This window comes from Winogradskyella aquimaris, assembly GCF_042676105.1.
Taxonomy (GTDB): Bacteria; Bacteroidota; Bacteroidia; order Flavobacteriales; family Flavobacteriaceae; genus Winogradskyella; species Winogradskyella aquimaris.
Window position 1 is genome coordinate 665391 of record NZ_JBHTJQ010000016.1, and the last position, 23750, is coordinate 689140.

Sequence of the window (23750 nt, forward strand, 5' to 3'; positions counted from 1 at the left end):
CCTACATATGAGAAATAATATACTCGGAGGCTTAGTCATTTTTGTAGTAGTACTGACTTGCCTGTTAATGCTAGACGACATTTCTAATGTTCAAGATCAACCAGTAAAAAATGATACCGTTCAGATTGAACACGTTGAAAGTAATACAGATTTAGCTGTTGTTGAGGAAAGTGAGTAAATGCTCAATCTTGTGATTTATAGATACCGAATCCAAGTGTTGTAGTTGTTGTAATTGGTGGATCGAGCCATGCTCAATAAATTTATCTGCAATACCTAACACCTCAATGTGCTGTTTGTAACCATTTGAGTTTGCAAATGCTAAGATGTTAGAACCAAATCCTCCAACTATAGTGCCGTCTTCAATAGTTACAACAGCTTGATATGTTTTAAATATCTTGTGTAATAGAGCTTCGTCAAGCGGTTTTACAAATGCCATATCGTAATGTGACACGCCTAAATTTGTAATGGCATCTTCAACATTTTTTGCCATAGTACCAATAGATAATATGGCTACATCCTTTCCTTGTTTTAGGCATTCACCTTTGCCAATTTCAATGGCTTTAAAGGGTTGTTTCCAATTGATAAGATTACCTCTACCACGCGGATATCGTATGGCAATTGGAAAATCTATTCCCAATTGTACCGTATACATCATATTCCTTAATGCTACAGCATCTCTAGGGGCAAAAACCACCAAATTGGGAATACAATTGAGATAGGCCAAATCAAAAACTCCATGATGTGTTGCCCCATCTTCACCTACTAAGCCCGCTCTGTCAAGACAAAAAATGACTGGGAGATTTTGCAATGCAACATCGTGAATCACCTGGTCATAAGCACGTTGTAAAAATGTAGAATAGATGTTGCAAAATGGAATTAGACCCTGAGTAGCCATACCGGCTGCAAGTGTAACGGCATGTTGCTCTGCAATGCCAACATCAAAAGCACGACTTGGAAATTTTTCCATCATGTACTTCAATGAACTGCCTGTTGGCATAGCTGGTGTAATGCCAATAATCTTTTCGTTTTTTTCTGCAAGTTCTACAATCGTTTCACCAAATACATCCTGGTATTTTGGCGGTTCACTCAAATTGGATTTAGCTATTAGCTCACCAGTTAATGCATTAAATTTTCCTGGAGCATGGTATTTGACCTGGTCTTCCTCAGCTTTTTTTAAACCTTTACCTTTAGTGGTTATAACATGTAAAAACTTAGGGCCTTTAACGGTTTTTAAGCGTTCTAATTCTGAAATTAATAAGGGTATATCATGACCATCTATAGGTCCGGAGTAATTAAAGTTGAGGGCCTCAAAAATATTATCTTGCTTTTGCGTACCCTTTTTAACGTTGGTTAAGTATTGCTTTAACGCACCCACACTTGGATCTATACCAATGGCATTGTCATTTAAAACCACTAACAAATTGGCATCGGTCACACCAGCATGATTAAGACCCTCAAAAGCCATACCACTGGCAATTGAGGCATCACCAATTACGGCAATATGATGTTTGTCCTCACCTTTAAGCTGTGAGGCAATTGCCATACCTAAAGCCGCCGAAATTGAGGTGGAAGAGTGACCAACTCCAAAGGTGTCGTATTCACTTTCACTACGCTTAGGAAAACCACTGATGCCGTGGAGTTGCCTATTGCTTTCAAATGTGTTTTTTCGTCCAGTAAGAATTTTATGTCCGTAAGCTTGGTGACCAACATCCCAAATTAATAGATCCTTAGGTGTGTCAAAGACGTAATGTAATGCGATAGTTAATTCTACAACACCCAAGCTGGCACCCAAATGCCCCTCTTTAGTTGCAACAATGTTGATGATGAACTCACGCAACTCTTTTGCTAATTGCGGTAAATCCTCAGCTTTAAGTTGACGTAAGTCATCAAGGATATTGATTTGTTTGAGTAGATTATCCATTAACTACAAATGTACCATTTGAATTTGTATTTTTACAACAATGATACAGCCATTTGACGATACTTATTTTATGCGAAAAGCGCTTCAAGAAGCCGAAGTCGCTTTTGAAAAAGGAGAAATTCCTGTTGGGGCGGTTATTGTTGTCGAAGATCGTATAATAGCGAGAACACACAATCTTACAGAGCTATTAAATGATGTTACAGCGCATGCCGAAATGCAAGCCATAACATCTGCTGCAAATTTTCTAGGAGGAAAATATCTGACTAAATGTACGCTATACGTAACTTTAGAGCCATGCCAAATGTGTGCTGGTGCTTTGTATTGGAGTCAAATATCTAAAATTGTCTATGGAGCCTCAGATGAGCAACGCGGTTTTAAAATTTTAGGAACAAAACTGCATCCAAAAACAAAAATTATTGGAGGAGTCTTAGCAGATGAAGCCTCTGAATTAATGAAACGTTTTTTTATTGAAAAGCGAAACCTTAATTAAAAACGGCGTAGGATGCGTAAGCTATTAGGACTCATAATCTTGCTATTTGCATTTAACTGCAAATCCACAGAAAATCAAACAAAAATGACTAAAGAAGATGTTGTTCTTATTGGTAAGGGTAATCTTTATGGTGCTGGATCAGAAGGTATAATAAAACAAAACTTGGTTATTTCGACCTCAGAAGCATGGGAAGGTCTGCTTAGCAAAATGAATGCAGTAAATAAGGTGTCTGATAGTTTTTTAGAGACAGATATTGACTTTTCAAAGTATACAGTGATTGCAGTTTTTAATGACGTAAAGAATACGGGTGGACACAGTGTAGAATTAAATTTTCAGAAAACAAGCGATAAAATTTTAGTTGTAGTAGTACACAAATCACCAAAAGATATGGCAACCACGGTAATGACACAGCCATATTATATAGTGAAGATTTTGAAAAGCGATTTGCCCATAGTTTTTGAATAAAAAAAAACGCCCAACCAACGGTTGAGCGTTAAAACTAAAATAAAGTATATCGCTTAAAGAATGCTTACGTTAGCAGCAACCATTCCTTTTCTGCCTTCTTCTTCTGTGTACTCTACGTTATCCCCTTCGCGTAATTCAACGCCATTAAGGTTTGATACGTGTACGAAGATATCTTTTCCTGTTTCTTCGTTGGTAATGAATCCAAATCCTTTTGAATCATTAAAAAATTTAACTGTTCCAGTCATTGTAAAAAAATAAAAATTAAAGCACAAAGGTAAGATATTAACCAATAACTAAGGTTAATAAATTGTTTTATTTTAAAATATTGAAAATTAACAACTTACTTAATACTTGTTTTCTCGTTGGTTTTCGCGCATTTTGTCGAGATTTTCCTTGGTGAGCATGTAATCTTTAACATCTTTACCCTTCCAACGATAATAAGAAAATAAAGGAAATACGATTAGAAATAAACCCAATACACCGAAGCCAATGAGCTTCTCGGTATAATCAACATCTAAAACAAGTCCGCATATAATGCTTCCCAAAGCTGCTAAAAATGCAATAAGTGTTATAAAATGAATAGGTTTCATGGATTGAACTCTAGGATGTAAAATTAATCAATTCATTACGATACGCCGTCAAGAGTTTAGACTTTGAAACAAAACCATAATACTTGTTGTCTTTGACTACGGGTAAATTCCATGCTCTAGATTGTTGAAACTTCTTCATGACTTTTTCCATAGAATCATCTTCATAATAAATAATCTCAGGAGGTTTTTGCATAAAGGTTTCAACAGTTGTTGAGTTGTAAAGTGATTGGTCAAACATAACGGACCGAATGTTGTCTAACAAAATTATTCCAATAAAGTTCTGTTCATAATCAGTAACAGGAAATAAGTTTCGGTTAGATTTCGAAACTCCATTTTTCAGCATATCTCCAAGTGTCATTTCCGGGTGTAACTCTACGAAATTTTGCTCAATAACAGCATCGAGCTTCATTAATGTGAGGACGCTTTTATCTTTATTTTGGGTTAAAAGAGCTCCTTTTTCCAGTAATTCTTTCGTATAAATAGTATGATCTAAACCATTTTTATTAATAATGAACGACATGGATGCAGTTATCATTAAGGGTACAAAAAGTTGATAACCTCCAGTGATTTCAGCAATTAAGAAAATAGCCGTTAATGGAGCATGAAGCACGCCAGCAATAAGGCCTGCCATACCTATTAACGTAAAGTTAGCCTCTGAAACATTAAAACCGAGACCACAGTTGTTAATCACCTTGGCAACAACATTTCCCAAGGCACTTCCCATCACTAATGTTGGGATAATAATACCACCTGTACCACCAGCTGCAAAAGTAGTGGTCATGGCAATGGCCTTAAAAATAGTAATCCCAAAAAGAAGCCCAATAATAATCCAGATATTGTCTAAGTACTCGTCAAAAGGTGTTTTGCCCAAAGCAGCTATATCATTACCAAGTAAAAGATTATTAATAAAGCCAAAACCTTCACCATATAACGGAGGAATAAAAAACAACATAACTCCAATGGCCAGACCACCAATAATTAACTTTTGTCTTGCCGATTTTAAGCGGTTAAAGATTGAAGTAATCCCAAAGTATATTTTTGAAAAATAAATAGATGCAATTCCAGTACCGATACCCAATAGAATATAGAATAAGGTATCTTTTATAGCAAATTTATCGATAACATTAAAATCAAATAAAACACTATCTCCTAAGAAAAAATAGGAAGTTATTACAGATGAAACTGAAGCAATCAGTAATGGCAATAGAGAAGCAAAAGTAAGGTCTAGACTAAACACTTCAATTGCAAAAATGATAGCGGCAATTGGTGACTTAAATATAGAAGCAATAGCACCTGCCGCAGCGCATGCAATTAACAAACTTCTCGTTTTCCTATCAATATGCAAAAAGCGGCTTAGGTTAGAACTTAATGCTGATGCTGAAGCAATGGCAGGTCCTAGCAATCCTACTGAACCACCAAAGCCAACAGTTAATGGTGCAGTAATTAAGGGTAAATAGATTTTCTTTTTGCTAATAATGCCATCTCTTTTGGATAATGCAAAAAGTATTGAAGGAATGGCGTGTTCACTGGGTTGTTTTGAAATGTATTTTACAAATAAATACACCAAAAAAAGACCGACAATAGGTAGGATAAAATAGATACTGTTTTCGGAGAGGATAACCCCTTTTTCAAAAATCGCCTCAATAGCAAAGGTGATGTTTTTAATAAAAACAGAAATAAGACCAGATAATAAACCAACAATTAGACTAAGTAAGAAGACAAAGTTTTTTTCAGAGACATGTTTGTATCTCCAAATGAGCAATTGTTTTAAAAAGTTGGACTTAGTTGGCATAGTTTAAATCTAACAAAAAATCCTGCATTTTGCAGGATTTAATAGTTATGATTTTAAATTCAATTTTAAATTGAGCTCCTGCAATTGTTCGTCGTCGATTGGTGCAGGTGCGTCGATCATTACATCTCTACCAGCATTGTTTTTTGGGAAGGCAATAAAATCTCTAATGGTTTCTTGTCCTCCCAAAATAGCAACTAATCTATCTAAACCAAAGGCAATACCACCATGTGGTGGTGCACCATATTCAAAGGCATCCATTAAGAATCCGAATTGCGCTCTTGCTTCTTCTTCAGAAAACCCTAGATGCTTCAGCATGATAGCTTGCGTTGCTTTATCGTGTATACGAATAGAACCTCCACCTATTTCATTACCATTCAAAACTAAATCGTAAGCATTGGCCTTAACCTCACCTGGATTGGTGTCTAATAACTCTAGTTGTCCTGGTTTCGGTGAAGTAAAGGGATGATGCATGGCATGAAAACGCTCTGTCTCTTCGTCCCACTCTAATAACGGGAAATCCATAACCCAAAGTGGTGCAAATTCATTTGGTTTTCGCAATCCTAAACGTTCTGCTAACTCCATACGCAAGGCACTAAGCTGTGCCCTTACTTTATTGGTATCTCCAGAAAGTATACAGATTAAGTCACCTGCTTTGGCTCCAGTAACTTCTGCCCATTTTGCCAAATCGTCTTGGTCATAGAATTTGTCTACAGACGATTTAAAAGTGCCATCTTCATTACAACGACAATACACCATACCTAACGCACCAACCTGTGGACGTTTTACCCAATCGATAAGCTTATCTATTTCTTTTCTGGTATATGTGTTTCCGCCTGGCACAGCAATACCAACTACTAGTTCAGCCGAATTAAATACGTTGAAATCTTTGTGCTGAGCAACCTCGTTTAATTCACCAAATTGCATTCCAAATCTAATATCTGGCTTGTCGTTACCATAAAGGCGCATGGCATCGTCATAGAGCATTCTTGGGAATTTATCAACGTCTACACTATTAATTTCTTTAAGTAAGTGACGCGTTAAACCTTCAAACGTGTTTAAAATATCCTCTTGCTCCACAAATGCCATTTCGCAGTCAATCTGTGTGAACTCCGGTTGGCGATCGGCACGTAAATCTTCATCCCTAAAACATTTTACAATCTGAAAATATTTATCCATGCCGCCAACCATAAGTAATTGCTTAAAGGTTTGCGGTGATTGCGGCAAGGCATAAAACTGGCCTTCATTCATACGAGAAGGTACTACGAAGTCACGAGCACCTTCAGGTGTAGATTTAATTAAATATGGTGTTTCAACCTCAATAAAACCTTGTGATGACAAATAGTTGCGAGTAGCCTGTGCTACTTTATGTCTAAAAATTAAACTCTTTTTTACTGGATTACGGCGGATGTCTAAATAGCGATACTTCATACGCAAGTCGTCCCCACCATCCGTTTTATCTTCTATTGTAAATGGAGGAGTTTTAGAGCCGTTAAGAATTACTAATTCTGAAACCAAAACCTCAATATCACCTGTTGGAATATTTGGGTTTTTTGATGCCCGCTCCTGAACTTTCCCTTTTACTTGAATTACAAACTCACGTCCTAATTTTTGAGCTTGCACCATTAGGTCTTTTGAGCTTTGACTTTCATCAAAATAGAGCTGAGTTATGCCGTAGCGATCTCTAAGATCTATATAAATCATAAACCCTTTATCTCTAACCCCTTGTACCCAACCTGCGAGTGTAACTTCTGTATTGCTGTGTGTGGCTCTTAATTCGCCACAATTATGACTTCTGTACATATGTGAAAATTAAATAATGTTCATCTTTGCTATGGCTTTGATGAATGCGGATGCAAATTTAATCAACTTATAGGATATTAAAATAAAAAGCCTCAACAATTGTCAAGGCTTTTTGATATAGATTTTTCTAACTTACTATTTCATCAGGGACTAATTCATCGGGAATGATTTCCGAGTCACCGAACTTCGATTTTAACCACATTTTTAATTGTATAGACAGATAGAATAGTACTGGAACAACAATTAATGTTAAAAATGTTGCAATAAACAGTCCATAAATAACAGTCCACGCAAGTGGTCCCCAAAAAATAACATTATCACCACCAAAATAGATGTTAGGATCAAATTCACTAAACAACGTAAAGAAATTAATGTTAAGACCTATGGCTAGTGGGATTAGACCAAGTATGGTTGTAATAGCAGTTAAAAGAACAGGTCTTAAGCGTGCTTTACCTGCTTTAATGATTTGTTTTAATAATTCATTTTTAGGCAAATATTCAGATTCGTCTAGGTCTAACTGATTTTTTCTTCGGTCAATCAGTAATTGTGCATAATCTAATAAAACCACACCATTGTTTACTACGATTCCGGCGAGTGATATGATTCCCATCATGGTCATTAATATCACAAACGAATCACCAGTAATGACTATTCCACCAAACACACCAATAAGGCTCAAGAAAATGGCAATCATGATGATAGCGGGTTTAGAAACCGAGTTGAACTGGAAGATGAGTATAAAGAAAATTAAACCCAGTCCTGTAAAGAAGGCACCCATTAAGAAGGCTTGCTCTTTGTTTTGTTCTTCAATTTGTCCTGTATAATCAATTTTGATATCTGAAGATAAACCCTCAAAATTTTTCATTTCGTTTTTAATCTGGGCTACTGCAGCACTAGCATCTACATAACCTGGTGCTAACGCTGAATATACGGTAACCACACGTTTGGTGTCTTTGTGTTTAATGGCACTAAATCCAGAGGTATTTCGCTGCTTTGCTACTGTAGATACAGGGATTTCTTTGACTTGACCAGAAGCCATATCCCTAAACACAATATTTTGGTTGAAAAGTGCATTGGTATTGTAGCGTAAGTCTTCATTAAAACGCACATAAATGTCATAATCGTCACCATCTTCCTTATAAATGCCTGCCTTTGCCCCAAATAAAGAGTTTCGTAGTTGCTGACCAACCTGACCAGAACTTACACCAAGCTCACCAGCCTTCTCTCTATCGACAACAACCTGCATACCTGGTTTGTCTTTATTAACATCGATTTTAAGTTCATCTATAGCAGAAATATTTTTGGTGTTGATAAACTCGCGCATACGTTCTGCCAATGCAATTAACTCATTGTAATCACTGCCTTCTAATTCTATGTTTATCGGTGGACCAACAGGTGGGCCGTTAGCGTCTTTTTCAACCGAGATTAGTACACCTGGATAGATTCCGGTGAGAGCTTCTTGCACTTTTTTACGTAATGCTTCACTGTCTTTTCCTTTTCTGAATTTGTATTCCCGCATAGAGGCGGTTATCTTTCCTTTATGCGGCATTTCTGCTGCAGAACCACCATCGGTTTGAGGGTTTCCGGCACCTTCACCAACTTGAGAAACCGAACTTTCTACTAAGAAATTTTCACCTTCTGATATGTATTCTTCATCATACAGTATATCATATACCTTAGCCTCAATTTCCTTGGTAATTTTATTTGTTTTGTCGATATCCGTACCTTCAGGGTATTCTATATAGACAATAATTTGGTTGGGTTTATTATCCGGAAAAAATTCTATTTTGGTTCTTTGACTCGCAACTGAGGCACCAAAACTTCCTATTGCCACAAAAAAGAGGATAAGACTTCCTATTGAAATTAAAACTGGTTTCCAACCTGTGAATACGGAGTTTAAGGTACGCTCATATAAATTTTCAAATCTTACCAATGTTTTGGATTGAAATCGGTTAACCGCTTTTCTAAGGATTAGGCGATAGATCCAAAGCATTACTGCGGTAGCCATCATCAAGCCTCCTAAGCCCTTGTAAGCTCCTCCAAAAATTAAAATCAATAGGCCAATTACACCTAGAATACCAGAGATAGCAATAATGTTTTTTAATGGCATATCCTTATCTTCGGTCGTCATAAATTGCGACACCAAAACCGAATTAAAGAATATGGCTACCAATAACGATGACCCTAAAACTACAGAAAGAGTTATCGGAAAATAAATCATAAATTGTCCCATAAGACCTGGCCATAAACCAAGTGGAATGAATGCGGCAACAGTTGTTGCTGTGGAAATGATAATCGGGAAGGCGATTTCTCCAATCCCTTTTTTAGCAGCTTCGATTCTTGATAGACCTTCTTGATCCATAAGTCGGTAGACATTTTCAACAACTACTATCCCATTATCTACCAACATCCCTAACCCCATAATAAGACCAAAAAGAATCATGGTGTTCATTGTGTAGCCCAATGCATTTAGTATCATTAAAGACATGAACATGGACATTGGGATTGCAAAACCTACAAACAAGGCATTTTTAAATCCTAAAAAGAACATTAATACGGTAACTACTAAGAAAATACCAAAAATGATGTTGTTTACTAAGTCATCGACTTGACCTATGGTTTTTGAGGATTGGTCATTGGTAATGGTTACCCTTAGATTGGTAGGTAGTACATTAGCCTTCGCATCTGCAACAATCTTTTCAATCTTTTCAGCTGCGGCGACCATGTTTTTTCCAGAACGCTTTTTAACGTCGAGCATTACTACAGCCTCACCATAGCCACTTTCTGGGTTGTATTCTCTAGCGTATGTTGTTTTATCTTTAGGTTTAAAGGTAATCTGAGCAATATCCTTTAGGTAAATTGGGTTGTTATTTTCAGACTTTACAACAAAATTTTCTAACTCTTGTGGGTCATCAATTTCACCAATGATGCGTATAGTACGTCGTTGCCCACTAGTAATGAGATTTCCTGCAGACATGGTCATGTTACCATTACTTATCGCACCAGTGACATCTTGAAAATTAACTTTTGATGCCATCATTTTGTACACGTCTACGGCTACCTCTACTTCTTTTTCTTGTGCACCTCTAATATCTACTTGCTTTATTTCATCAAGGTCTTCTATTTCGTCCTCTAAGTATTCACCAAATTCTTTCAGGCGTTCTACCGTATAATCGCCAGAAATATTAATATTAAGGATTGGCATTTCTTCAGATAGACTTAGCTCAAATACGTTTGGCTCTACCTTGGCTCCATTGAATGTTGGCCAGTCTTCTCCTGATGTTTCCGAATCAATTTCATCTTTTACCTTTTGTTTTGCCGCATCTACTGAAATATCCTCGTCAAACTCAACAATAATCATGGAGTAGTCTTCTTGAGATGTTGAGGTAATTTCAACTACGTTGCTAACATTCTTGAGCTTATCTTCTAGTGGATCAGTGATTAGCTTTTCAATATCCTCTGCCGTATTTCCCGGAAATAGTGAACTTATATAAATTTTAGTTTCTCTTATCTCAGGAAAACTTTCCCTAGGCATACTAAAGTAAGCTGAAGCTCCAAGGAAAAGAATTAATGCAATAGCCACATACATAGTGGTTTTATTGTTTATCGCCCAAGAGGAGAGGCCAAATTCTTTATCGACTTTCTTTTTTCTTTTTTCTTTATTATCGGTCATCATTTGGTAGTTTAGGCGTTAGAATTTTCGGACTCTAGAATTTTTACGGTTTGCCCATCTTTTACACTACGAGCTCCCTCCTTGATAATTTCAGCGTTTTCCTCGAGTCCAGCGAGTACTTCAATATTGTCTTGTTGGGTTCTACCAGTTTTTATTATAACACGCTTGGCAGTAGCAATATCTCCATTTTTCTCTGTAAGTATATAAACGTATTGTTGTCCTTCGGCATTCTCAGAAATGATACTCTGCGGAATAAGAATAGCGTTTTCATTAACATAATCATTAATTTTGAGGCGTGCTGTGAGGTTTGGTTTTATGCTTCTGTCTTTATTAGGAACTGCAATTTCTACATCAAAAGTCCTATTGGCTGGATTAATGAAATTACCAGTTTGTCTTATTTTGGAGGTAATACTTTTGCCTAAAACAGGAAAATCGATTTCAACTTCCTTACCTTTATTAATACTGGTGATGTAACTTTCGGGCACATCGGTTTTAATATACATATCACTGAGATTTACCAAACGCATTAGAGGTGTTTGGCCTGGTGCAGCAACATTACCTTGCTCTGTAATAACATCATCTATGATTCCGGAAAAGGGAGCTCTCACACTATTTTTGCTGAGTTGTTGATTAATTTGAGCAATACTTTTTTGCAGACCTTCGTACTGCGATTTTGCTTGTAGATATTGGATTTCACTTCCAATTTTTTGATCCCAAAGTCGTTTTTGACGCTCAAAAGTTGTTTTGGCTAAATCTGCCTGAATTTCTAACTGGGCCTTTTGCTGGCTTAAACCACCATCATCTATTGATGCTAGGAGTTGTCCTTTTATGACGTTTTGCCCTTCCTTAACATAGATATTTGTGATGATTCCACCGGTTTCAGGTGTGATGACAATATTCTGTTTGGTCTCAACACTTCCTTGTAATTCCAAGTAGTGTTTAAATTCTTTGGGTTGTGCTAAAAATGTTGTGATTAACGGCACATTTCTGTCTGGACTTATGCTTTGAAGTTTATTGTCTAGTTGTTTTATCTGTACTGCTAATGCTTGTTGTTGATTTACGAGTTCATCTTTCTTTTTCTGTATGGCTACAGCATCGTCTGATGCAATAAGCTCTTCTACACTTTGTTCCTTGCCGTTTGTACATGCAACGAATAGCGAGATTAATAGTAAACTATAAATATTTTTCATTTTTCAATTGATTTTAAAAGTTGGTGATTTGGTTGGTAATGGTTTCAAGTTCTGCCTTAGTGTTTATAACATCAAGCATGGTTTGGAGTAGCTCTTGCTGAGCTGTATAGAGTTGTGTTTGTGCTTGGCGCAGTTCAAAACTAGAACCAATTCCTTCAAAAAATTTCGTTTGATTTTTACGTTCAATACGTTCGGCTAAAGCAAGATTTTGTTTTTTGTTGTAATAATCTTCTGTGGCAAATTTATAATTGCTCTTTGCAGTTTCTATCTGTAACTTTAAACGTTGTTCGGTCTCGGTAAGTTCATCTTTTGATTTCTCTAGATTGATTTTTGCACGCTGTGTTGCGGCGCTTCTGCCACCAGAACTGAATATTGGTAAGTTGAGGTTAAAGCCAAACGATGAAAAACCTGCCCAATCTTGCTCGCGGTCTAAAAACGTAAATTCATTACTGAATCCTAAATAACCACCGTTAAGGTATGCACTTAACTGAGGTAGGGCTTTAGTCTTTTCAAGCTTTAGCAAAAGCTCTTTAGAACGCTTATCGTTTTCAGCGATTTTATAATCAACGGTTGATGTGATATCACTGTCTTGATTTAACATTTCTAAGGATATATTTTTTTCTGCTAAATCCTCAAGGGTCTCGGTCAAGGTCACATTGGTTTTGTAATCTATGCCAAGAGTAATATTGAACATCTGGTAAGCAATACCTTTAAGTCTTTTGGCATTATTAAGACTGCTTTGAAGGTTGGATAATGTGATTTGCAATTGTTCAACACTTTCTTCTTCTTCTAGGCCATTCTCATAAATCTTTGTGGTTTCATCGAGATTTTTTTGAAGGACATTGATATTTTTTTCGTAAATAAAGACGCTTTCTTCCGCAAGAAGAACATTTCCATAAGCATTGATTACCCCTTTTCTCACTTCTAAGTCGGTTTTATCCTTAGCGTTTTTAGAAATTTCCAGAAATACTTTAGCGGATTGAAGACCTACTAGATAAGAACCATCAAAGATTAATTGACTTAAGGTAGCTGTGGCATTAACATTTTGTTCAGTTCCAAAAATAACCTCGGCAAATTCACCGGGTTCACCACCAAAAAATTCTGCAGGAACTAATGATACCTGTTGCTTTAAAAAGTTTTGATAGTTAACAGAGGCATCAAGTTGCGGTAAGCCAGTCGCTGTAGTTTCCCATTTTTGCTTTTTGGCAGCCTCGATATCGCGTTTTGCATTCTTAGCTTGCCTATTATTTTCCAATGCATAATCTATTGCCTCTTGTAGGGAGAAAGTTGTAGGTTGTTCTTGTGAATATCCTAAGCATGAAATGATTAAACATGATAAAATGATAATTGATTTTTTCATGTGTTATATGGGTTTTTGATTGATTTTTAAATATTGACTTAAATGAGCGATACCCTTGGATGTACAGATACCTCTTAAGTGATATTCTAAATAGTTTTCCATTAAATTATTCATGGAAAAATTCTTTAGGGGAAATAATTCTTGGTCTTTTAAAATAACCATACAATTGAAGTAAATCCTAGAAATAAAATTTATATCAAGGTTTTCCCTGTACAGTCCCATCGCAATACCTCTATTAAGGTTTTCTACAACGCACCCTTGCATTACTTCAAATTGTTTTGCCTTTAGAGTCGAAAAAATGCGCGGATAATATTTTTGTAATTGGTACTGCGGTGATGATTTTTCATCTTTTAGATGGTCCATAACAAACCTTTTAATTTCAAAAATTTCTTCGATAGGATTTTTTTGTAGACCACAAATGTGATCTATACCACAAGAAACTGTCTCAAATACATGTAAAGTGGTCGCTTCTACCAATTTAGTCTTGTTAGGGAAATGCACATAAATGGTCTTTTTGGAAATACCCAATTCATTTGCAATATCATCCATTGTTACACTCTTAAAGCCAAGTGAAAGGAAGAGTTCTGAAGCCTTATGTATAATTTTTTCTCTCATAATTGAAGTGCAAAAGTACACATGGAAACTTTAAAAACAAAAATAGTTTCCGTAGTTTTAATAATAATTTAACATTGTTAACCATAGCTTTAAATTTGTTGAAAGCCTTATTTTTGTTTTATGCAAAACATAGAAGTCTATCAGAAATCCTTTATCAACTATTTAGAGGATTTTGCAACAGAAAGAGAACCCGTAAATCTTTATGAGCCCGTTAATTACATTTTGAAATTAGGGGGGAAGCGCTTACGACCAGTTTTAACTTTAATGACGGCTGAAATTTTTGGTGCCGAGGCAAAAGTCGCTATGAATGCGGCGTTATCCGTTGAGGTTTTTCATAATTTTTCATTGATACATGATGATATCATGGATGATGCTCCATTACGAAGAGGGCAGCAAACCGTTCATGAAAAGTGGGATATAAATACAGGGATACTTTCTGGTGATGCCATGCTTATTTTGGCATATCAACTATTTGAAGATTATGAGCCTAAAATATTTCAATCGTTGGCCAAGCTGTTTAGTAAAACAGCTTTAGAAGTTTGTGAGGGGCAACAGTATGATATTGATTTTGAGACTAGAAATGATGTTACAATACCCGAATATCTCAAAATGATTGAATATAAAACGGCCGTTTTGGTGGGTGCAGCCATGAAAATGGGAGCTATAGTGGCGGGCGCTTCAGAAGAAGATCAAAATTTGATTTATGATTTTGGACGTTTCCTTGGGATTGCCTTTCAATTACAAGACGATTATTTAGATGCCTTTGGCAATCCTGAAACTTTTGGCAAGCAAGTTGGTGGTGATATTTTAGAAAACAAAAAAACCTATTTGTACCTTAAAACGTTAATGTTAGGAACAAATGAACAAAAAACGCGCTTGTTAGATTTAATGACTGATCATTTGGTGTCTGAAGATGAAAAGGTTAAACAAGTAAAAATGCTTTTTAATACATCAGGGGCCTCTGAGGCTACGCAATTAGCAGTTAAGGACTATACTGAAAAAGCTTTCGGTGTTTTAGAAAGGCTTAATCTTTCTGAAGGTAAAAAGCAGGTGCTAAAACAATTTGGTATTCAGTTAATGAATAGACGTGTGTAATGACGCTGCCTGTAAATTTTGAAGATCTAATAGCCAAGGCTAATGCTTTAAAGCTTTACAGGAAACTAATCATTCAGCTTAACAAGGACTTACTTTTCGCCAATATAGATTTAGAATTTGATGCGGATACATTGCCAACTAGCCTAAAGCTAATTTTACAAGAAACGGTTTTTAATCTTATAAGGCACAAATTCTCAGATTATTTAAATCTACTCTATCAAATTGATGTTTCAGAACAGAAAATTAAATCACTTGACTCAAGTAATATGGTTAGACTTTCAGAAGATGTTACGTTTTTAATCTTACAAAGGGAGTGGCAAAAGGTTTGGTATAAGTCTAATTTTATCTAAAACCAAAACCTCACAAAGGGCATCCAAGCTTGGTTTTGTATACTTCGATCTTCATCATAAAGAATGTCATACCTTATACCAAACGTAATGTTTCGACTTCGGTAACCAGCACCTAAAAAAAGCGCAGGATACCAGTAATTATCATCTACATTAGCAACAAACTGTTCATCAAAATCTCTATTTACATATAGTTGTTCAAACTCAGTAGAAAGCTGCAATTCTTGGTAAGGATTAAACAAACCAATGACACTTCCACCAACAACGGTAGATTTAAAGACATCGCGTTGAGAGCTGTACTGAAAATTGAGTCCAACACCAGTAGCGACATATGGATTAAAATTATATAATGCATTTGGTGCTATGGCACCACTAAAAAAGCCATCACCAAAATTTAAACCAACTCCACCTCCAAACTGTACATTTTGCCAAAAGCCACCACTAGTATCTGCTAATCGCTGTCCATTTAAAAAAAGCATAAAAAAACAGGCAAAAATACCACTTAAAATGCACTTTCCGATATTGTTACGACTAAGTTTTACCATCACAATAATTCTTAAGTTCTAATTTGTTATAAATATAATAAAACGGATAGTTTATCTACTAAAAATTGTATTTTTGGAAAAATTTTGTTGAAACGACAACGTCTCGTAAAAATAATGGACAAATATTCCTTTCTCAATGCAGCGCATACAGCATATTTTGCTGATTTATACGACCAATACCTTAAGAATCCAGATGCTATAGAACCAAGTTGGCGTGCCTTTTTTCAAGGGTATGATTTCGGATCAGAACATTATGGATTGGATGGTGAAATAGTAGAAGGTGTTTCAACACAGATACCAGAGCAACTCGAAAAAGAATTTCAGGTTGTAAAGCTTATTGATGGTTACAGAAATAGAGGACACTTGTTTACCAAAACAAACCCTGTAAGAGCCAGAAGAAAGTATGCGCCTACTTTAGAAATTGAGAATTTTGGGCTGTCTAAAAGCGACTTAAACACTGTTTTTTCAGCCGGGGAAATTATAGGTCTTAAATCTGCAACACTAAAATCTATTGTAGACCATTTAGAGCGTATTTACTGCGATTCTATTGGTGTAGAGTACATGTACATTAGGAATCCGAATGAAATTCAATGGATTCAAAACAAACTAAATGTTAATGATAATCATGGTAAGTTTACCAATGATGAGAAGAAATACATTCTTAAAAAATTGAATCAGGCAGTAGCCTTTGAATCATTTTTGCATACCAAGTATGTTGGTCAAAAACGTTTTTCATTAGAAGGTAATGAATCTTTAATTCCTGCGGTAGATGCGATTATTGAAAAGGCTGCTGATGAGGGAGTGAAAGAGTTTGTTATGGGTATGGCGCATCGTGGTCGTTTAAGTACACTTACAAATATCTTTGGCAAATCCGCTAAAGATATCTTCAGTGAATTTGACGGTAAGGATTATGAGGAGAAAGTATTTGACGGAGATGTAAAATACCATTTAGGTTGGACGAGTAATCGTGAGACCTATAACAATAAAAAAATCAACCTGAATATTGCTCCTAACCCATCTCACCTTGAAACGGTTGGTGCAGTTGTACAAGGAATAGCTAGAGCAAAGCAAGATAGAGATGAGATTAAAGATCCTTCTGAGGTACTACCCATTGTTGTTCATGGTGATGCTGCTATTGCTGGTCAAGGATTAGTTTATGAAGTTGTGCAAATGGCACAACTCGATGGATATAAGACAAATGGAACCATTCATATTGTAGTAAATAATCAAATAGGTTTCACTACAAACTATTTAGATGGTCGTTCTAGTACTTATTGTACAGACGTTGGTAAGGTAACTTTATCACCAGTACTGCATGTTAATGCAGATGATGCTGAGTCAGTAGTGCACGCCGCGCTATTTGCATTGCACTTTAGAATGAAGTTTAAAAGAGATGTCTTTATTGATTTATTGGGATATAGAAAGTACGGTCATAATGAAGGTGATGAGCCTAAGTTTACACAGCCATTACTATATAAAGCGATTGCCAAGCATAAAAACCCAAGAGATATTTATGCTGAGCAGTTAATTGCTGAAGGGGTAATTGACGAAGGTTATGTAAAGCATATAGAAGCGAAGTATAAAGAATCATTAGAAGAAAAACTAGAAGACTCTCGAAAAGAAGATAAGACCGAGATTACTGCTTTCATGCAAGAAGAATGGAAGGGTTTAGATAGAGTTACAGAAGTTGCAATGATGCAACCTGTAGATACTAAGGTTTCTAAAAAAGTTCTTGAAGATGTTACTAAAGTGATTTCGAATCTACCATCAGATAAGAAGTTCATAAGAAAAATTCAGCGCTTGGTAGAATCGCGTCAAACCATGTTTGACGAAAATAGGCTCGATTGGGCAATGGCAGAGCACTTAGCTTACGGGACGTTATTGGCTGAAGGCTTTAATGTTAGAATTTCTGGTCAAGATGTAGAGCGGGGTACGTTCTCTCACAGACATGCTGTGGTTAAGGTTGAAGACAGTGAGGAAGAAATTATTTTATTGAATAATGTTTCAAAAGATCAAGGGCAATTCAATATTTATAATTCCTTATTATCAGAATATGGTGTCGTAGGATTTGATTATGGTTATGCAATGGCAAGTCCTAATACTTTGACCATTTGGGAAGCACAGTTTGGGGACTTTAGCAATGGCGCACAAATAATGATAGATCAATACATTTCCTCTGGAGAGGATAAATGGAAAACTTCAAACGGACTGGTCATGTTATTACCTCACGGTTATGAAGGTCAAGGTGCAGAACACTCATCTGGTCGTATGGAGCGCTACCTACAATTGTGTGCAAAAGACAATATGTTTGTTGCAGACTGCACAACACCAGCTAATATGTTTCACTTGTTGCGTAAACAAATGAAGGCTAATTACAGAAAACCTTTAGTGGTCTTTACACCAAAGAGTTTATTGCGTCACCCTAAGGTGGTTTCTACTGTAGAAGAATTTGCAAATGGAAGTTTTCAAATGGTAATAGATGATGCAAGCGCCAAAGCAAAAAAGGTTAAAACCTTGGTGTTTGTAACAGGTAAATTTTATTACGACCTTTTAGAGGAACAAGAAAAATCAGGAAGAGAAGATATTGCATTGGTAAGGATAGAGCAATTATTTCCATTACCAATAGATGATATAAAAGCGGTAATAAAAAAATATAAGAACGCAGAAGACATCGTTTGGGCACAAGAAGAACCTAGAAACATGGGTGCTTATGGTCATATGCTTATGCATTTAGAAGAAGCAAGAACATGGAGAGCAGCAAGTAGAAGACCTTATGGGGCACCTGCAGCAGGTAGTTCTGTACGTTCTAAAATAAGACATCAAGAAGTTATAGATTATGTTTTTGATAAAACCAAGAATAACCAAATAAGAAATAATTAGAAAACCAAAAAGGTTAAATACAATAAACGCATGATTTTAGAAATGAAAGTGCCTTCACCAGGCGAATCAATTACTGAGGTAGAAATTGCAGAATGGTTAGTTGAAGATGGGGATTATGTAGAAAAAGACCAGGCTATTGCAGAGGTTGATAGTGATAAAGCAACATTAGAGTTACCCGCAGAAGCTAGTGGTACTATTACCTTAAAAGCTGAAGAAGGTGATGCTGTTGCTGTTGGGCAAGTTGTATGCCTAATAGATACAAGTGCAGAAAAACCTGGAGGTGGTGGAAGCGATACTTCCAAAAAGGAGGAAAAGAAAGAAGAAGCTCCACAAAAAGAAGAGCCAAAGAAAGAAACAACAGAATCTAAGACCTATGCAACAGGAACACCAAGTCCAGCTGCGAAAAAAATCTTAGATGAAAAAGGAATTGATACTAATTCTGTAAAGGGAACAGGAAGAGATGGCAGAATCACTAAAGAGGATGCTGTAAATGCTGTACCGTCTATGGGCACTCCAACAGGTGGAAGCAGAGGTACTTCGCGCAGTAAAATGTCAATGTTGCGTCGTAAAGTTGCCGAACGATTAGTAGAGGCAAAGAATACAACTGCTATGTTAACCACATTTAACGAGGTTGATATGTCGCCTATTTTTGATTTGCGCAAACAATACAAAGAAGACTTTAAAGCAAAGCATGGTGTAAGCTTAGGCTTTATGAGCTTCTTTACCTTGGCTGTAGTTAGAGCATTAAAAATGTATCCAGCGGTTAACTCCATGATAGACGGCAAAGAAATGATATCATACGATTTCTGTGATATTAGTATTGCCGTTTCTGGACCAAAAGGGTTAATGGTACCTGTTATTAGAAATGCTGAAAATTTAACCTTCAGAGGTGTTGAAGCCGAAGTAAAACGTTTAGCGATAAGAGCCAGAGATGGTCAGATCACCGTAGATGAAATGACAGGTGGAACATTTACAATTTCTAACGGTGGTGTGTTTGGTAGTATGCTGTCCACTCCAATTATAAATCCACCACAGAGTGGTATACTAGGAATGCACAATATAGTAGAGCGTCCTGTGGCAATAGATGGTAAAGTGGAAATTAGACCTATTATGTATGTTGCGCTATCTTACGACCACAGAATAATTGATGGGAAAGAATCTGTTGGGTTCTTGGTGGCCGTGAAAGAAGCTTTAGAAAATCCGGTAGAGTTATTAATGGATAATGATCCTAAGAAAGCTTTAGAGATGTAATTTTCATTGAATAATTTAAATAAAATAGAAAAGCGCAATTGATAACCAATTGCGCTTTTTTCTTACCCCTAACTAACAAAGAGTAACTAACTAAAATTAACTAAAAAATTAACAGCTACATTGGCTGAAATGACCATAACTGAACTTACAATCAAAAGAATTATAAAAATTCTATCCCTTTTTACGGTGGTATCTTTCATTGTTTCCATAATGTTTATTTTTTTTAAAAAGCTCTGAACTTTTTCTATCGCTCAGAGCTTTTGTTAATACAATCTGAGGCATTGATTAATAGCTTTGTAAAATTGCAAATAATTATAATACAATACTATACGTAACTTTACGTATTTTTTGCGAAGTATTAAACTTCTTCTATTATCCGTCTTTTAGGCAGAGAGTGTTTTTTATATAAAAAGAAAAGAGCCTTGGAAATAATCCAAGGCTCAAATAATCCCCTAAGAACTAATTAATAGCTCGTTATTAACCCTTAATTAATAACAATCGATATAGTTAAAATCGACTATGTAAAGGTCGGCAATATCTTAGTACGATACTATACGTAACTTTACGTATTTTTTAAAAAATTTAGAGGTATTCAGAATTTTCTTTTGCCCAAATCAGTAGACTATTTTGTTTACTGGATAATTTTAATTTTTTAATGATATTACTTTTGTGTTTCTCTACAGTTCTAACTGATACGAAAAGTAATTCAGCGATTTGAACACCAGTTTTATTTTTTGCTATAAGCCCAAGGATTTTGGTTTCGGTTTTTGTTAAAAGTTGAAGTTCTTCAGGTGATTTCTTCACTTTTATATAGGCTAGAAGATCTGGACTGAAATAAGGTTTGTCTTTAACAACTGAAGCAATACAGTTTTCAATTTCTTCTAGTGCAAATTCTTTTAAGACATAACCGTATACACCCAAGGATTTAGCTTCATTATATACATTCTCATCTTTTTCAAAGGTGATGAGTACAATCCTGGTTTTAAGGTTTGCCATTTTACATTTTTTGGCAATTTGTAATCCTGTAAAAAATGGCATCTTAATATCTAAAATGGCAATGTCTGGTACATGAGCTTTAATTAAAGCCAATGCCTCCTTACCATTTTTTGCACTGGCAAGGACGTTGTACTCTTTTTCATGTAAAAAATCTTGTAAACCTTTGAGCACCAAAGGGTGGTCATCTGCTATAATGATGGTCGGGTTCATAAGGCTATTAATCAACTAGAGAAGTTAAATATAACAAGAATCTATTTGTTAAGAAATTTCTTTAAGTTTTAAATAAAGGTATTTCTTATCGTAGTCAATGATGGCTTTGCCTTTTTTCAAAATATCGGCACCAATAATGCCATCTACTGGATCTGCATCATGATTGATAAGGCCGTTATTAACATGCGAAAGATTAAAAAGGATTAAGGCTACTCTGTTTTTTTTCCATTTGCCAATTTTTAAATTGTTAGATTTAGAAATTTGTGTTGTCATGTCTGAAGCACCAGCCCCAACAGCTTTAATTTCAGAATCTTTTACCTTTAGGTTAAAACGTTCTATAGCCTCAAAACCGACACAACTGCTTGAAGCACCTGTATCTAAAATAAAACGCCCTTTAATACCATTAATCGTAGCTTTAATTTCAAAATGATTGGTCTTGGTCAGTTTGAGTTTAATTTTGGAATAGCCTTTGTCCAAAAGGAAGTCTTTTAACGTTTCCATTTTTATTATTTGTACAAATATAATATCTAAAGGTTTATTTTTGACAAATGATTATAACGGATACCCACACACATTTATATAGTGAAGCTTTTGATGAAGATAGATCAGCAATGATACAACGTGCTATTGATACAAATGTTTCACGTTTTTTTATTCCAGCAATCGACTCTAGTTACACCAACGCTATGCTTCAGCTTGAAGAGCAATTTCCTGACAACATTTTTTTAATGATGGGATTGCATCCTACGCACGTAAAGGAAAACTTTAAGGAAGAATTGGAGCACGTCGAAGAGATGTTGGCTCGACGAAAGTTTTATGCTGTAGGTGAAATAGGAATTGATTTGTATTGGGACAAGTCAACATTAGATATACAAATTGAAGCCTTCAGACATCAAATTCACTTAGCCAAAAAATATAAATTACCTATTGTGATACATTGCAGAGAAGCCTTTGATCAAATTTTTGAGGTTTTGGAACAAGAAAAATCGGAAGATCTATTCGGAATTTTTCATTGCTTTACTGGAACCCTGGAACAAGCTCATCAAGCCATTTCTTACAATATGAAGTTAGGTATAGGAGGGGTAGTGACCTTTAAAAACGGAAAAATAGATCAGTTTATAGATGAAATAGATTTAAAACATATTGTTTTAGAAACCGATTCACCATATTTAGCACCCAAACCTTATCGTGGAAAACGAAACGAAAGCAGTTACATTGTTCAGGTTTTAGAAAAATTATCCGAACTTTACGGAATGACTGTGGAGCAGGTTGCGAATGTAACAACCGAAAATTCAAAACAAATATTTGGTGTTTAAAATATGCAAAAACCTAATATCTTACTAATATATACTGGCGGCACCATTGGTATGATCAAAGATGCTGATACGGGTGCTCTTAAGGCATTCGATTTTGATAGCATCTTAACTCGTATTCCTGAAATTCGTTTGTTAGATTGTAATGTAGAGACCATTTCTTTTGAAGAGCCTATAGATTCATCTAATATGAACCCTATATATTGGGCTGATATAGCTCAAATTATCGAAACGAATTATAAAGATTTTGATGGTTTTGTGGTTTTGCATGGAAGTGATACCATGAGTTACTCGGCATCCGCCCTTAGTTTTATGTTAGAAAATTTAGAAAAGCCAGTCATCTTTACAGGATCACAGCTTCCAATTGGCGATTTAAGAACGGATGCTAAAGAAAATTTAATAACCTCAATCCAAATGGCATCCTTACAAGAAGAAGGTATACCTGTGATTAGAGAAGTTGGACTTTATTTTGAATACAAATTATATAGAGGTAATAGAACAACTAAGATAAATGCGGAGCATTTTGAAGCTTTTGAGTCCTTTAATTATCCTAATTTGGCAGAGTCCGGTGTGCATCTTAATATTAATAAGGAGTATTTAAGGCGTACAAAAAGAAACCAGAATCTAATTGTTCGAAAAAAAATGAATACAAATGTGGGCATTTTAAAGTTGTTCCCTGGTATTTCAAAATCTTTAATTCAGACCATACTTAAGTGTAATACGTTAGAGGGTTTAATACTCGAAACCTATGGTGCAGGTAACGCTACAAATGAAGATTGGTTTGTAGAACTTCTCAAAAATGCAATTTCTAAGGGACTTCACATAATCAATGTTTCACAATGTGCTGGTGGGAGTGTTAATATGGGACAATACGAGACGAGTTCTAGATTAAAATCCATAGGTATAATATCTGGAAGGGATATTACCACAGAAGCTGCGATTACCAAATTAATGTACCTATTAGGGGAAAATATTTCACATTCAGAATTTAAGACAACGTTTGAAACCTCCCTACGTGGTGAAATGACCTAAAATTAACGAGACAAATTTTAGAGTTTGAAGTTTTTTTTGTTATTTGCCACACCGTAATTTTTGGTGAAATTTAAAGAGAGGTGGCCGAGTGGTCGAAGGCGCACGCCTGGAAAGTGTGTATACTCCAAAAGGGTATCGAGGGTTCGAATCCCTTCCTCTCTGCTTAGATTTTAGGCAATTGTTAC

At 35.8% G+C, this 23750-nt stretch carries 21 protein-coding genes and 1 tRNA gene; 10 read left to right on the forward strand and 12 right to left on the reverse strand.

Annotation, left to right across the window (positions count from 1 at the left end):
- The first annotated feature begins 7 nt into the window (after nt 1–7).
- A complete protein-coding gene (locus tag ACFQ1K_RS12980; protein ID WP_320554327.1) occupies nt 8–178 on the forward strand; it encodes a hypothetical protein in 171 nt (56 codons plus the stop codon).
- On the opposite strand, the gene ACFQ1K_RS12985 is transcribed toward ACFQ1K_RS12980, so the two are convergent.
- Nucleotides 152–1921 (reverse strand): 1-deoxy-D-xylulose-5-phosphate synthase, encoded by a 1770-nt coding sequence (locus ACFQ1K_RS12985; protein ID WP_320554326.1) that lies wholly within the window; start codon nt 1919–1921, stop codon nt 152–154. The genes ACFQ1K_RS12980 and ACFQ1K_RS12985 overlap by 27 nt on opposite strands.
- A gap of 40 nt (nt 1922–1961) precedes the next feature.
- On the opposite strand from ACFQ1K_RS12985, the gene ACFQ1K_RS12990 reads away from it, so the two are divergent.
- Together ACFQ1K_RS12990 and ACFQ1K_RS12995 are read left to right on the forward strand one after the other, a co-directional pair.
- A complete protein-coding gene (locus ACFQ1K_RS12990; protein WP_320554325.1) occupies nt 1962–2411 on the forward strand; it encodes a nucleoside deaminase in 450 nt (149 codons plus the stop codon).
- Nucleotides 2412–2423: 12 nt separating this feature from the next.
- A complete protein-coding gene (locus tag ACFQ1K_RS12995; protein WP_320554324.1) occupies nt 2424–2876 on the forward strand; it encodes a protease complex subunit PrcB family protein in 453 nt (150 codons plus the stop codon).
- Nucleotides 2877–2929: 53 nt separating this feature from the next.
- Here the strand turns inward: ACFQ1K_RS12995 and ACFQ1K_RS13000 are convergent, their stop codons facing one another.
- From ACFQ1K_RS13000 to ACFQ1K_RS13035, 8 genes are all read right to left on the reverse strand, one after another.
- Complete coding sequence (locus ACFQ1K_RS13000) at nt 2930–3121, reverse strand: cold-shock protein (RefSeq protein WP_138432774.1); 192 nt, start codon at nt 3119–3121, stop codon at nt 2930–2932.
- 99 nt (nt 3122–3220) lie between these two features.
- Entirely contained in the window at nt 3221–3466 is a 246-nt protein-coding gene (locus ACFQ1K_RS13005; RefSeq protein ID WP_320554323.1) for a hypothetical protein, read from the reverse strand.
- Between the two features lie 10 nt (nt 3467–3476).
- Entirely contained in the window at nt 3477–5258 is a 1782-nt protein-coding gene (locus ACFQ1K_RS13010; protein WP_320554322.1) for a chloride channel protein, read from the reverse strand.
- Between the two features lie 45 nt (nt 5259–5303).
- The gene (gene aspS / locus ACFQ1K_RS13015) at nt 5304–7058 is read right to left on the reverse strand and encodes an aspartate--tRNA ligase (protein ID WP_320554321.1); all 1755 of its coding nucleotides are present in this window, start codon (nt 7056–7058) and stop codon (nt 5304–5306) included.
- A gap of 127 nt (nt 7059–7185) precedes the next feature.
- The gene (locus tag ACFQ1K_RS13020; RefSeq protein ID WP_320554597.1) at nt 7186–10731 is read right to left on the reverse strand and encodes an efflux RND transporter permease subunit; all 3546 of its coding nucleotides are present in this window, start codon (nt 10729–10731) and stop codon (nt 7186–7188) included.
- A gap of 11 nt (nt 10732–10742) precedes the next feature.
- Nucleotides 10743–11921, reverse strand: coding sequence for an efflux RND transporter periplasmic adaptor subunit (locus ACFQ1K_RS13025; protein ID WP_320554320.1), 1179 nt, complete (start codon nt 11919–11921; stop codon nt 10743–10745).
- A gap of 13 nt (nt 11922–11934) precedes the next feature.
- The gene (locus tag ACFQ1K_RS13030) at nt 11935–13281 is read right to left on the reverse strand and encodes a TolC family protein (protein ID WP_320554319.1); all 1347 of its coding nucleotides are present in this window, start codon (nt 13279–13281) and stop codon (nt 11935–11937) included.
- Between the two features lie 3 nt (nt 13282–13284).
- Nucleotides 13285–13896, reverse strand: coding sequence for a TetR/AcrR family transcriptional regulator (locus tag ACFQ1K_RS13035; protein WP_320554318.1), 612 nt, complete (start codon nt 13894–13896; stop codon nt 13285–13287).
- Between the two features lie 120 nt (nt 13897–14016).
- Here ACFQ1K_RS13035 and ACFQ1K_RS13040 point away from each other — a divergent pair, with 120 nt between their 5' ends.
- On the forward strand, nt 14017–14991 hold the full coding sequence (locus ACFQ1K_RS13040; RefSeq protein ID WP_320554317.1) for a polyprenyl synthetase family protein: 975 nt from the start codon (nt 14017–14019) through the stop codon (nt 14989–14991).
- Nucleotides 14991–15341 (forward strand): hypothetical protein, encoded by a 351-nt coding sequence (locus tag ACFQ1K_RS13045; RefSeq protein WP_320554316.1) that lies wholly within the window; start codon nt 14991–14993, stop codon nt 15339–15341. Before ACFQ1K_RS13040 ends, ACFQ1K_RS13045 begins: the two co-directional genes overlap by 1 nt.
- Here the strand turns inward: ACFQ1K_RS13045 and ACFQ1K_RS13050 are convergent.
- A complete protein-coding gene (locus tag ACFQ1K_RS13050; RefSeq protein WP_320554315.1) occupies nt 15338–15883 on the reverse strand; it encodes an alpha-ketoglutarate decarboxylase in 546 nt (181 codons plus the stop codon). The two genes, ACFQ1K_RS13045 and ACFQ1K_RS13050, sit on opposite strands and share 4 nt — an antisense overlap.
- Nucleotides 15884–15997: 114 nt before the next feature.
- Here ACFQ1K_RS13050 and ACFQ1K_RS13055 point away from each other — a divergent pair, with 114 nt between their 5' ends.
- On the forward strand, nt 15998–18763 hold the full coding sequence (locus tag ACFQ1K_RS13055; RefSeq protein WP_320554314.1) for a 2-oxoglutarate dehydrogenase E1 component: 2766 nt from the start codon (nt 15998–16000) through the stop codon (nt 18761–18763).
- 30 nt (nt 18764–18793) lie between these two features.
- On the forward strand, nt 18794–20014 hold the full coding sequence (odhB, locus tag ACFQ1K_RS13060; RefSeq protein WP_320554313.1) for a 2-oxoglutarate dehydrogenase complex dihydrolipoyllysine-residue succinyltransferase: 1221 nt from the start codon (nt 18794–18796) through the stop codon (nt 20012–20014).
- 582 nt (nt 20015–20596) lie between these two features.
- Here odhB and ACFQ1K_RS13065 read toward each other — a convergent pair.
- Both ACFQ1K_RS13065 and ACFQ1K_RS13070 read right to left on the reverse strand, forming a co-directional pair.
- A complete protein-coding gene (locus ACFQ1K_RS13065; RefSeq protein WP_320554312.1) occupies nt 20597–21220 on the reverse strand; it encodes a response regulator transcription factor in 624 nt (207 codons plus the stop codon).
- A 48-nt stretch (nt 21221–21268) separates the two neighbouring features.
- Nucleotides 21269–21721, reverse strand: a complete 453-nt coding sequence (locus ACFQ1K_RS13070; protein ID WP_320554311.1) for a retropepsin-like aspartic protease family protein — start codon at nt 21719–21721, stop codon at nt 21269–21271.
- 47 nt (nt 21722–21768) lie between these two features.
- On the opposite strand from ACFQ1K_RS13070, the gene ACFQ1K_RS13075 reads away from it, so the two are divergent.
- The 3 genes from ACFQ1K_RS13075 to ACFQ1K_RS13085 all read left to right on the forward strand — a co-directional run bounded on the left by ACFQ1K_RS13075 (nt 21769) and on the right by ACFQ1K_RS13085 (nt 23727).
- A complete protein-coding gene (locus ACFQ1K_RS13075; protein ID WP_320554310.1) occupies nt 21769–22536 on the forward strand; it encodes a TatD family hydrolase in 768 nt (255 codons plus the stop codon).
- A gap of 3 nt (nt 22537–22539) precedes the next feature.
- The gene (locus tag ACFQ1K_RS13080; RefSeq protein ID WP_320554309.1) at nt 22540–23565 is read left to right on the forward strand and encodes an asparaginase; all 1026 of its coding nucleotides are present in this window, start codon (nt 22540–22542) and stop codon (nt 23563–23565) included.
- Nucleotides 23566–23639: 74 nt separating this feature from the next.
- A tRNA-Ser gene (locus ACFQ1K_RS13085) sits at nt 23640–23727 on the forward strand.
- Nucleotides 23728–23750 lie beyond the last annotated feature (23 nt).

Bases quoted from the DNA above. Each gene is read 5' to 3' on its own strand.
- ACFQ1K_RS12980 (WP_320554327.1), top strand. From the start codon at position 8: ATGAGAAATAATATACTCGGAGGCTTAGTCATTTTTGTAGTAGTACTG.
- ACFQ1K_RS12985 (WP_320554326.1), bottom strand. From the start codon at position 1,921: ATGGATAATCTACTCAAACAAATCAATATCCTTGATGACTTACGTCAA.
- ACFQ1K_RS12990 (WP_320554325.1), top strand. From the start codon at position 1,962: ATGATACAGCCATTTGACGATACTTATTTTATGCGAAAAGCGCTTCAA.
- ACFQ1K_RS12995 (WP_320554324.1), top strand. From the start codon at position 2,424: ATGCGTAAGCTATTAGGACTCATAATCTTGCTATTTGCATTTAACTGC.
- ACFQ1K_RS13000 (WP_138432774.1), bottom strand. From the start codon at position 3,121: ATGACTGGAACAGTTAAATTTTTTAATGATTCAAAAGGATTTGGATTC.
- ACFQ1K_RS13005 (WP_320554323.1), bottom strand. From the start codon at position 3,466: ATGAAACCTATTCATTTTATAACACTTATTGCATTTTTAGCAGCTTTG.
- ACFQ1K_RS13010 (WP_320554322.1), bottom strand. From the start codon at position 5,258: ATGCCAACTAAGTCCAACTTTTTAAAACAATTGCTCATTTGGAGATAC.
- aspS (WP_320554321.1), bottom strand. From the start codon at position 7,058: ATGTACAGAAGTCATAATTGTGGCGAATTAAGAGCCACACACAGCAAT.
- ACFQ1K_RS13020 (WP_320554597.1), bottom strand. From the start codon at position 10,731: ATGACCGATAATAAAGAAAAAAGAAAAAAGAAAGTCGATAAAGAATTT.
- ACFQ1K_RS13025 (WP_320554320.1), bottom strand. From the start codon at position 11,921: ATGAAAAATATTTATAGTTTACTATTAATCTCGCTATTCGTTGCATGT.
- ACFQ1K_RS13030 (WP_320554319.1), bottom strand. From the start codon at position 13,281: ATGAAAAAATCAATTATCATTTTATCATGTTTAATCATTTCATGCTTA.
- ACFQ1K_RS13035 (WP_320554318.1), bottom strand. From the start codon at position 13,896: ATGAGAGAAAAAATTATACATAAGGCTTCAGAACTCTTCCTTTCACTT.
- ACFQ1K_RS13040 (WP_320554317.1), top strand. From the start codon at position 14,017: ATGCAAAACATAGAAGTCTATCAGAAATCCTTTATCAACTATTTAGAG.
- ACFQ1K_RS13045 (WP_320554316.1), top strand. From the start codon at position 14,991: ATGACGCTGCCTGTAAATTTTGAAGATCTAATAGCCAAGGCTAATGCT.
- ACFQ1K_RS13050 (WP_320554315.1), bottom strand. From the start codon at position 15,883: ATGGTAAAACTTAGTCGTAACAATATCGGAAAGTGCATTTTAAGTGGT.
- ACFQ1K_RS13055 (WP_320554314.1), top strand. From the start codon at position 15,998: ATGGACAAATATTCCTTTCTCAATGCAGCGCATACAGCATATTTTGCT.
- odhB (WP_320554313.1), top strand. From the start codon at position 18,794: ATGATTTTAGAAATGAAAGTGCCTTCACCAGGCGAATCAATTACTGAG.
- ACFQ1K_RS13065 (WP_320554312.1), bottom strand. From the start codon at position 21,220: ATGAACCCGACCATCATTATAGCAGATGACCACCCTTTGGTGCTCAAA.
- ACFQ1K_RS13070 (WP_320554311.1), bottom strand. From the start codon at position 21,721: ATGGAAACGTTAAAAGACTTCCTTTTGGACAAAGGCTATTCCAAAATT.
- ACFQ1K_RS13075 (WP_320554310.1), top strand. From the start codon at position 21,769: ATGATTATAACGGATACCCACACACATTTATATAGTGAAGCTTTTGAT.
- ACFQ1K_RS13080 (WP_320554309.1), top strand. From the start codon at position 22,540: ATGCAAAAACCTAATATCTTACTAATATATACTGGCGGCACCATTGGT.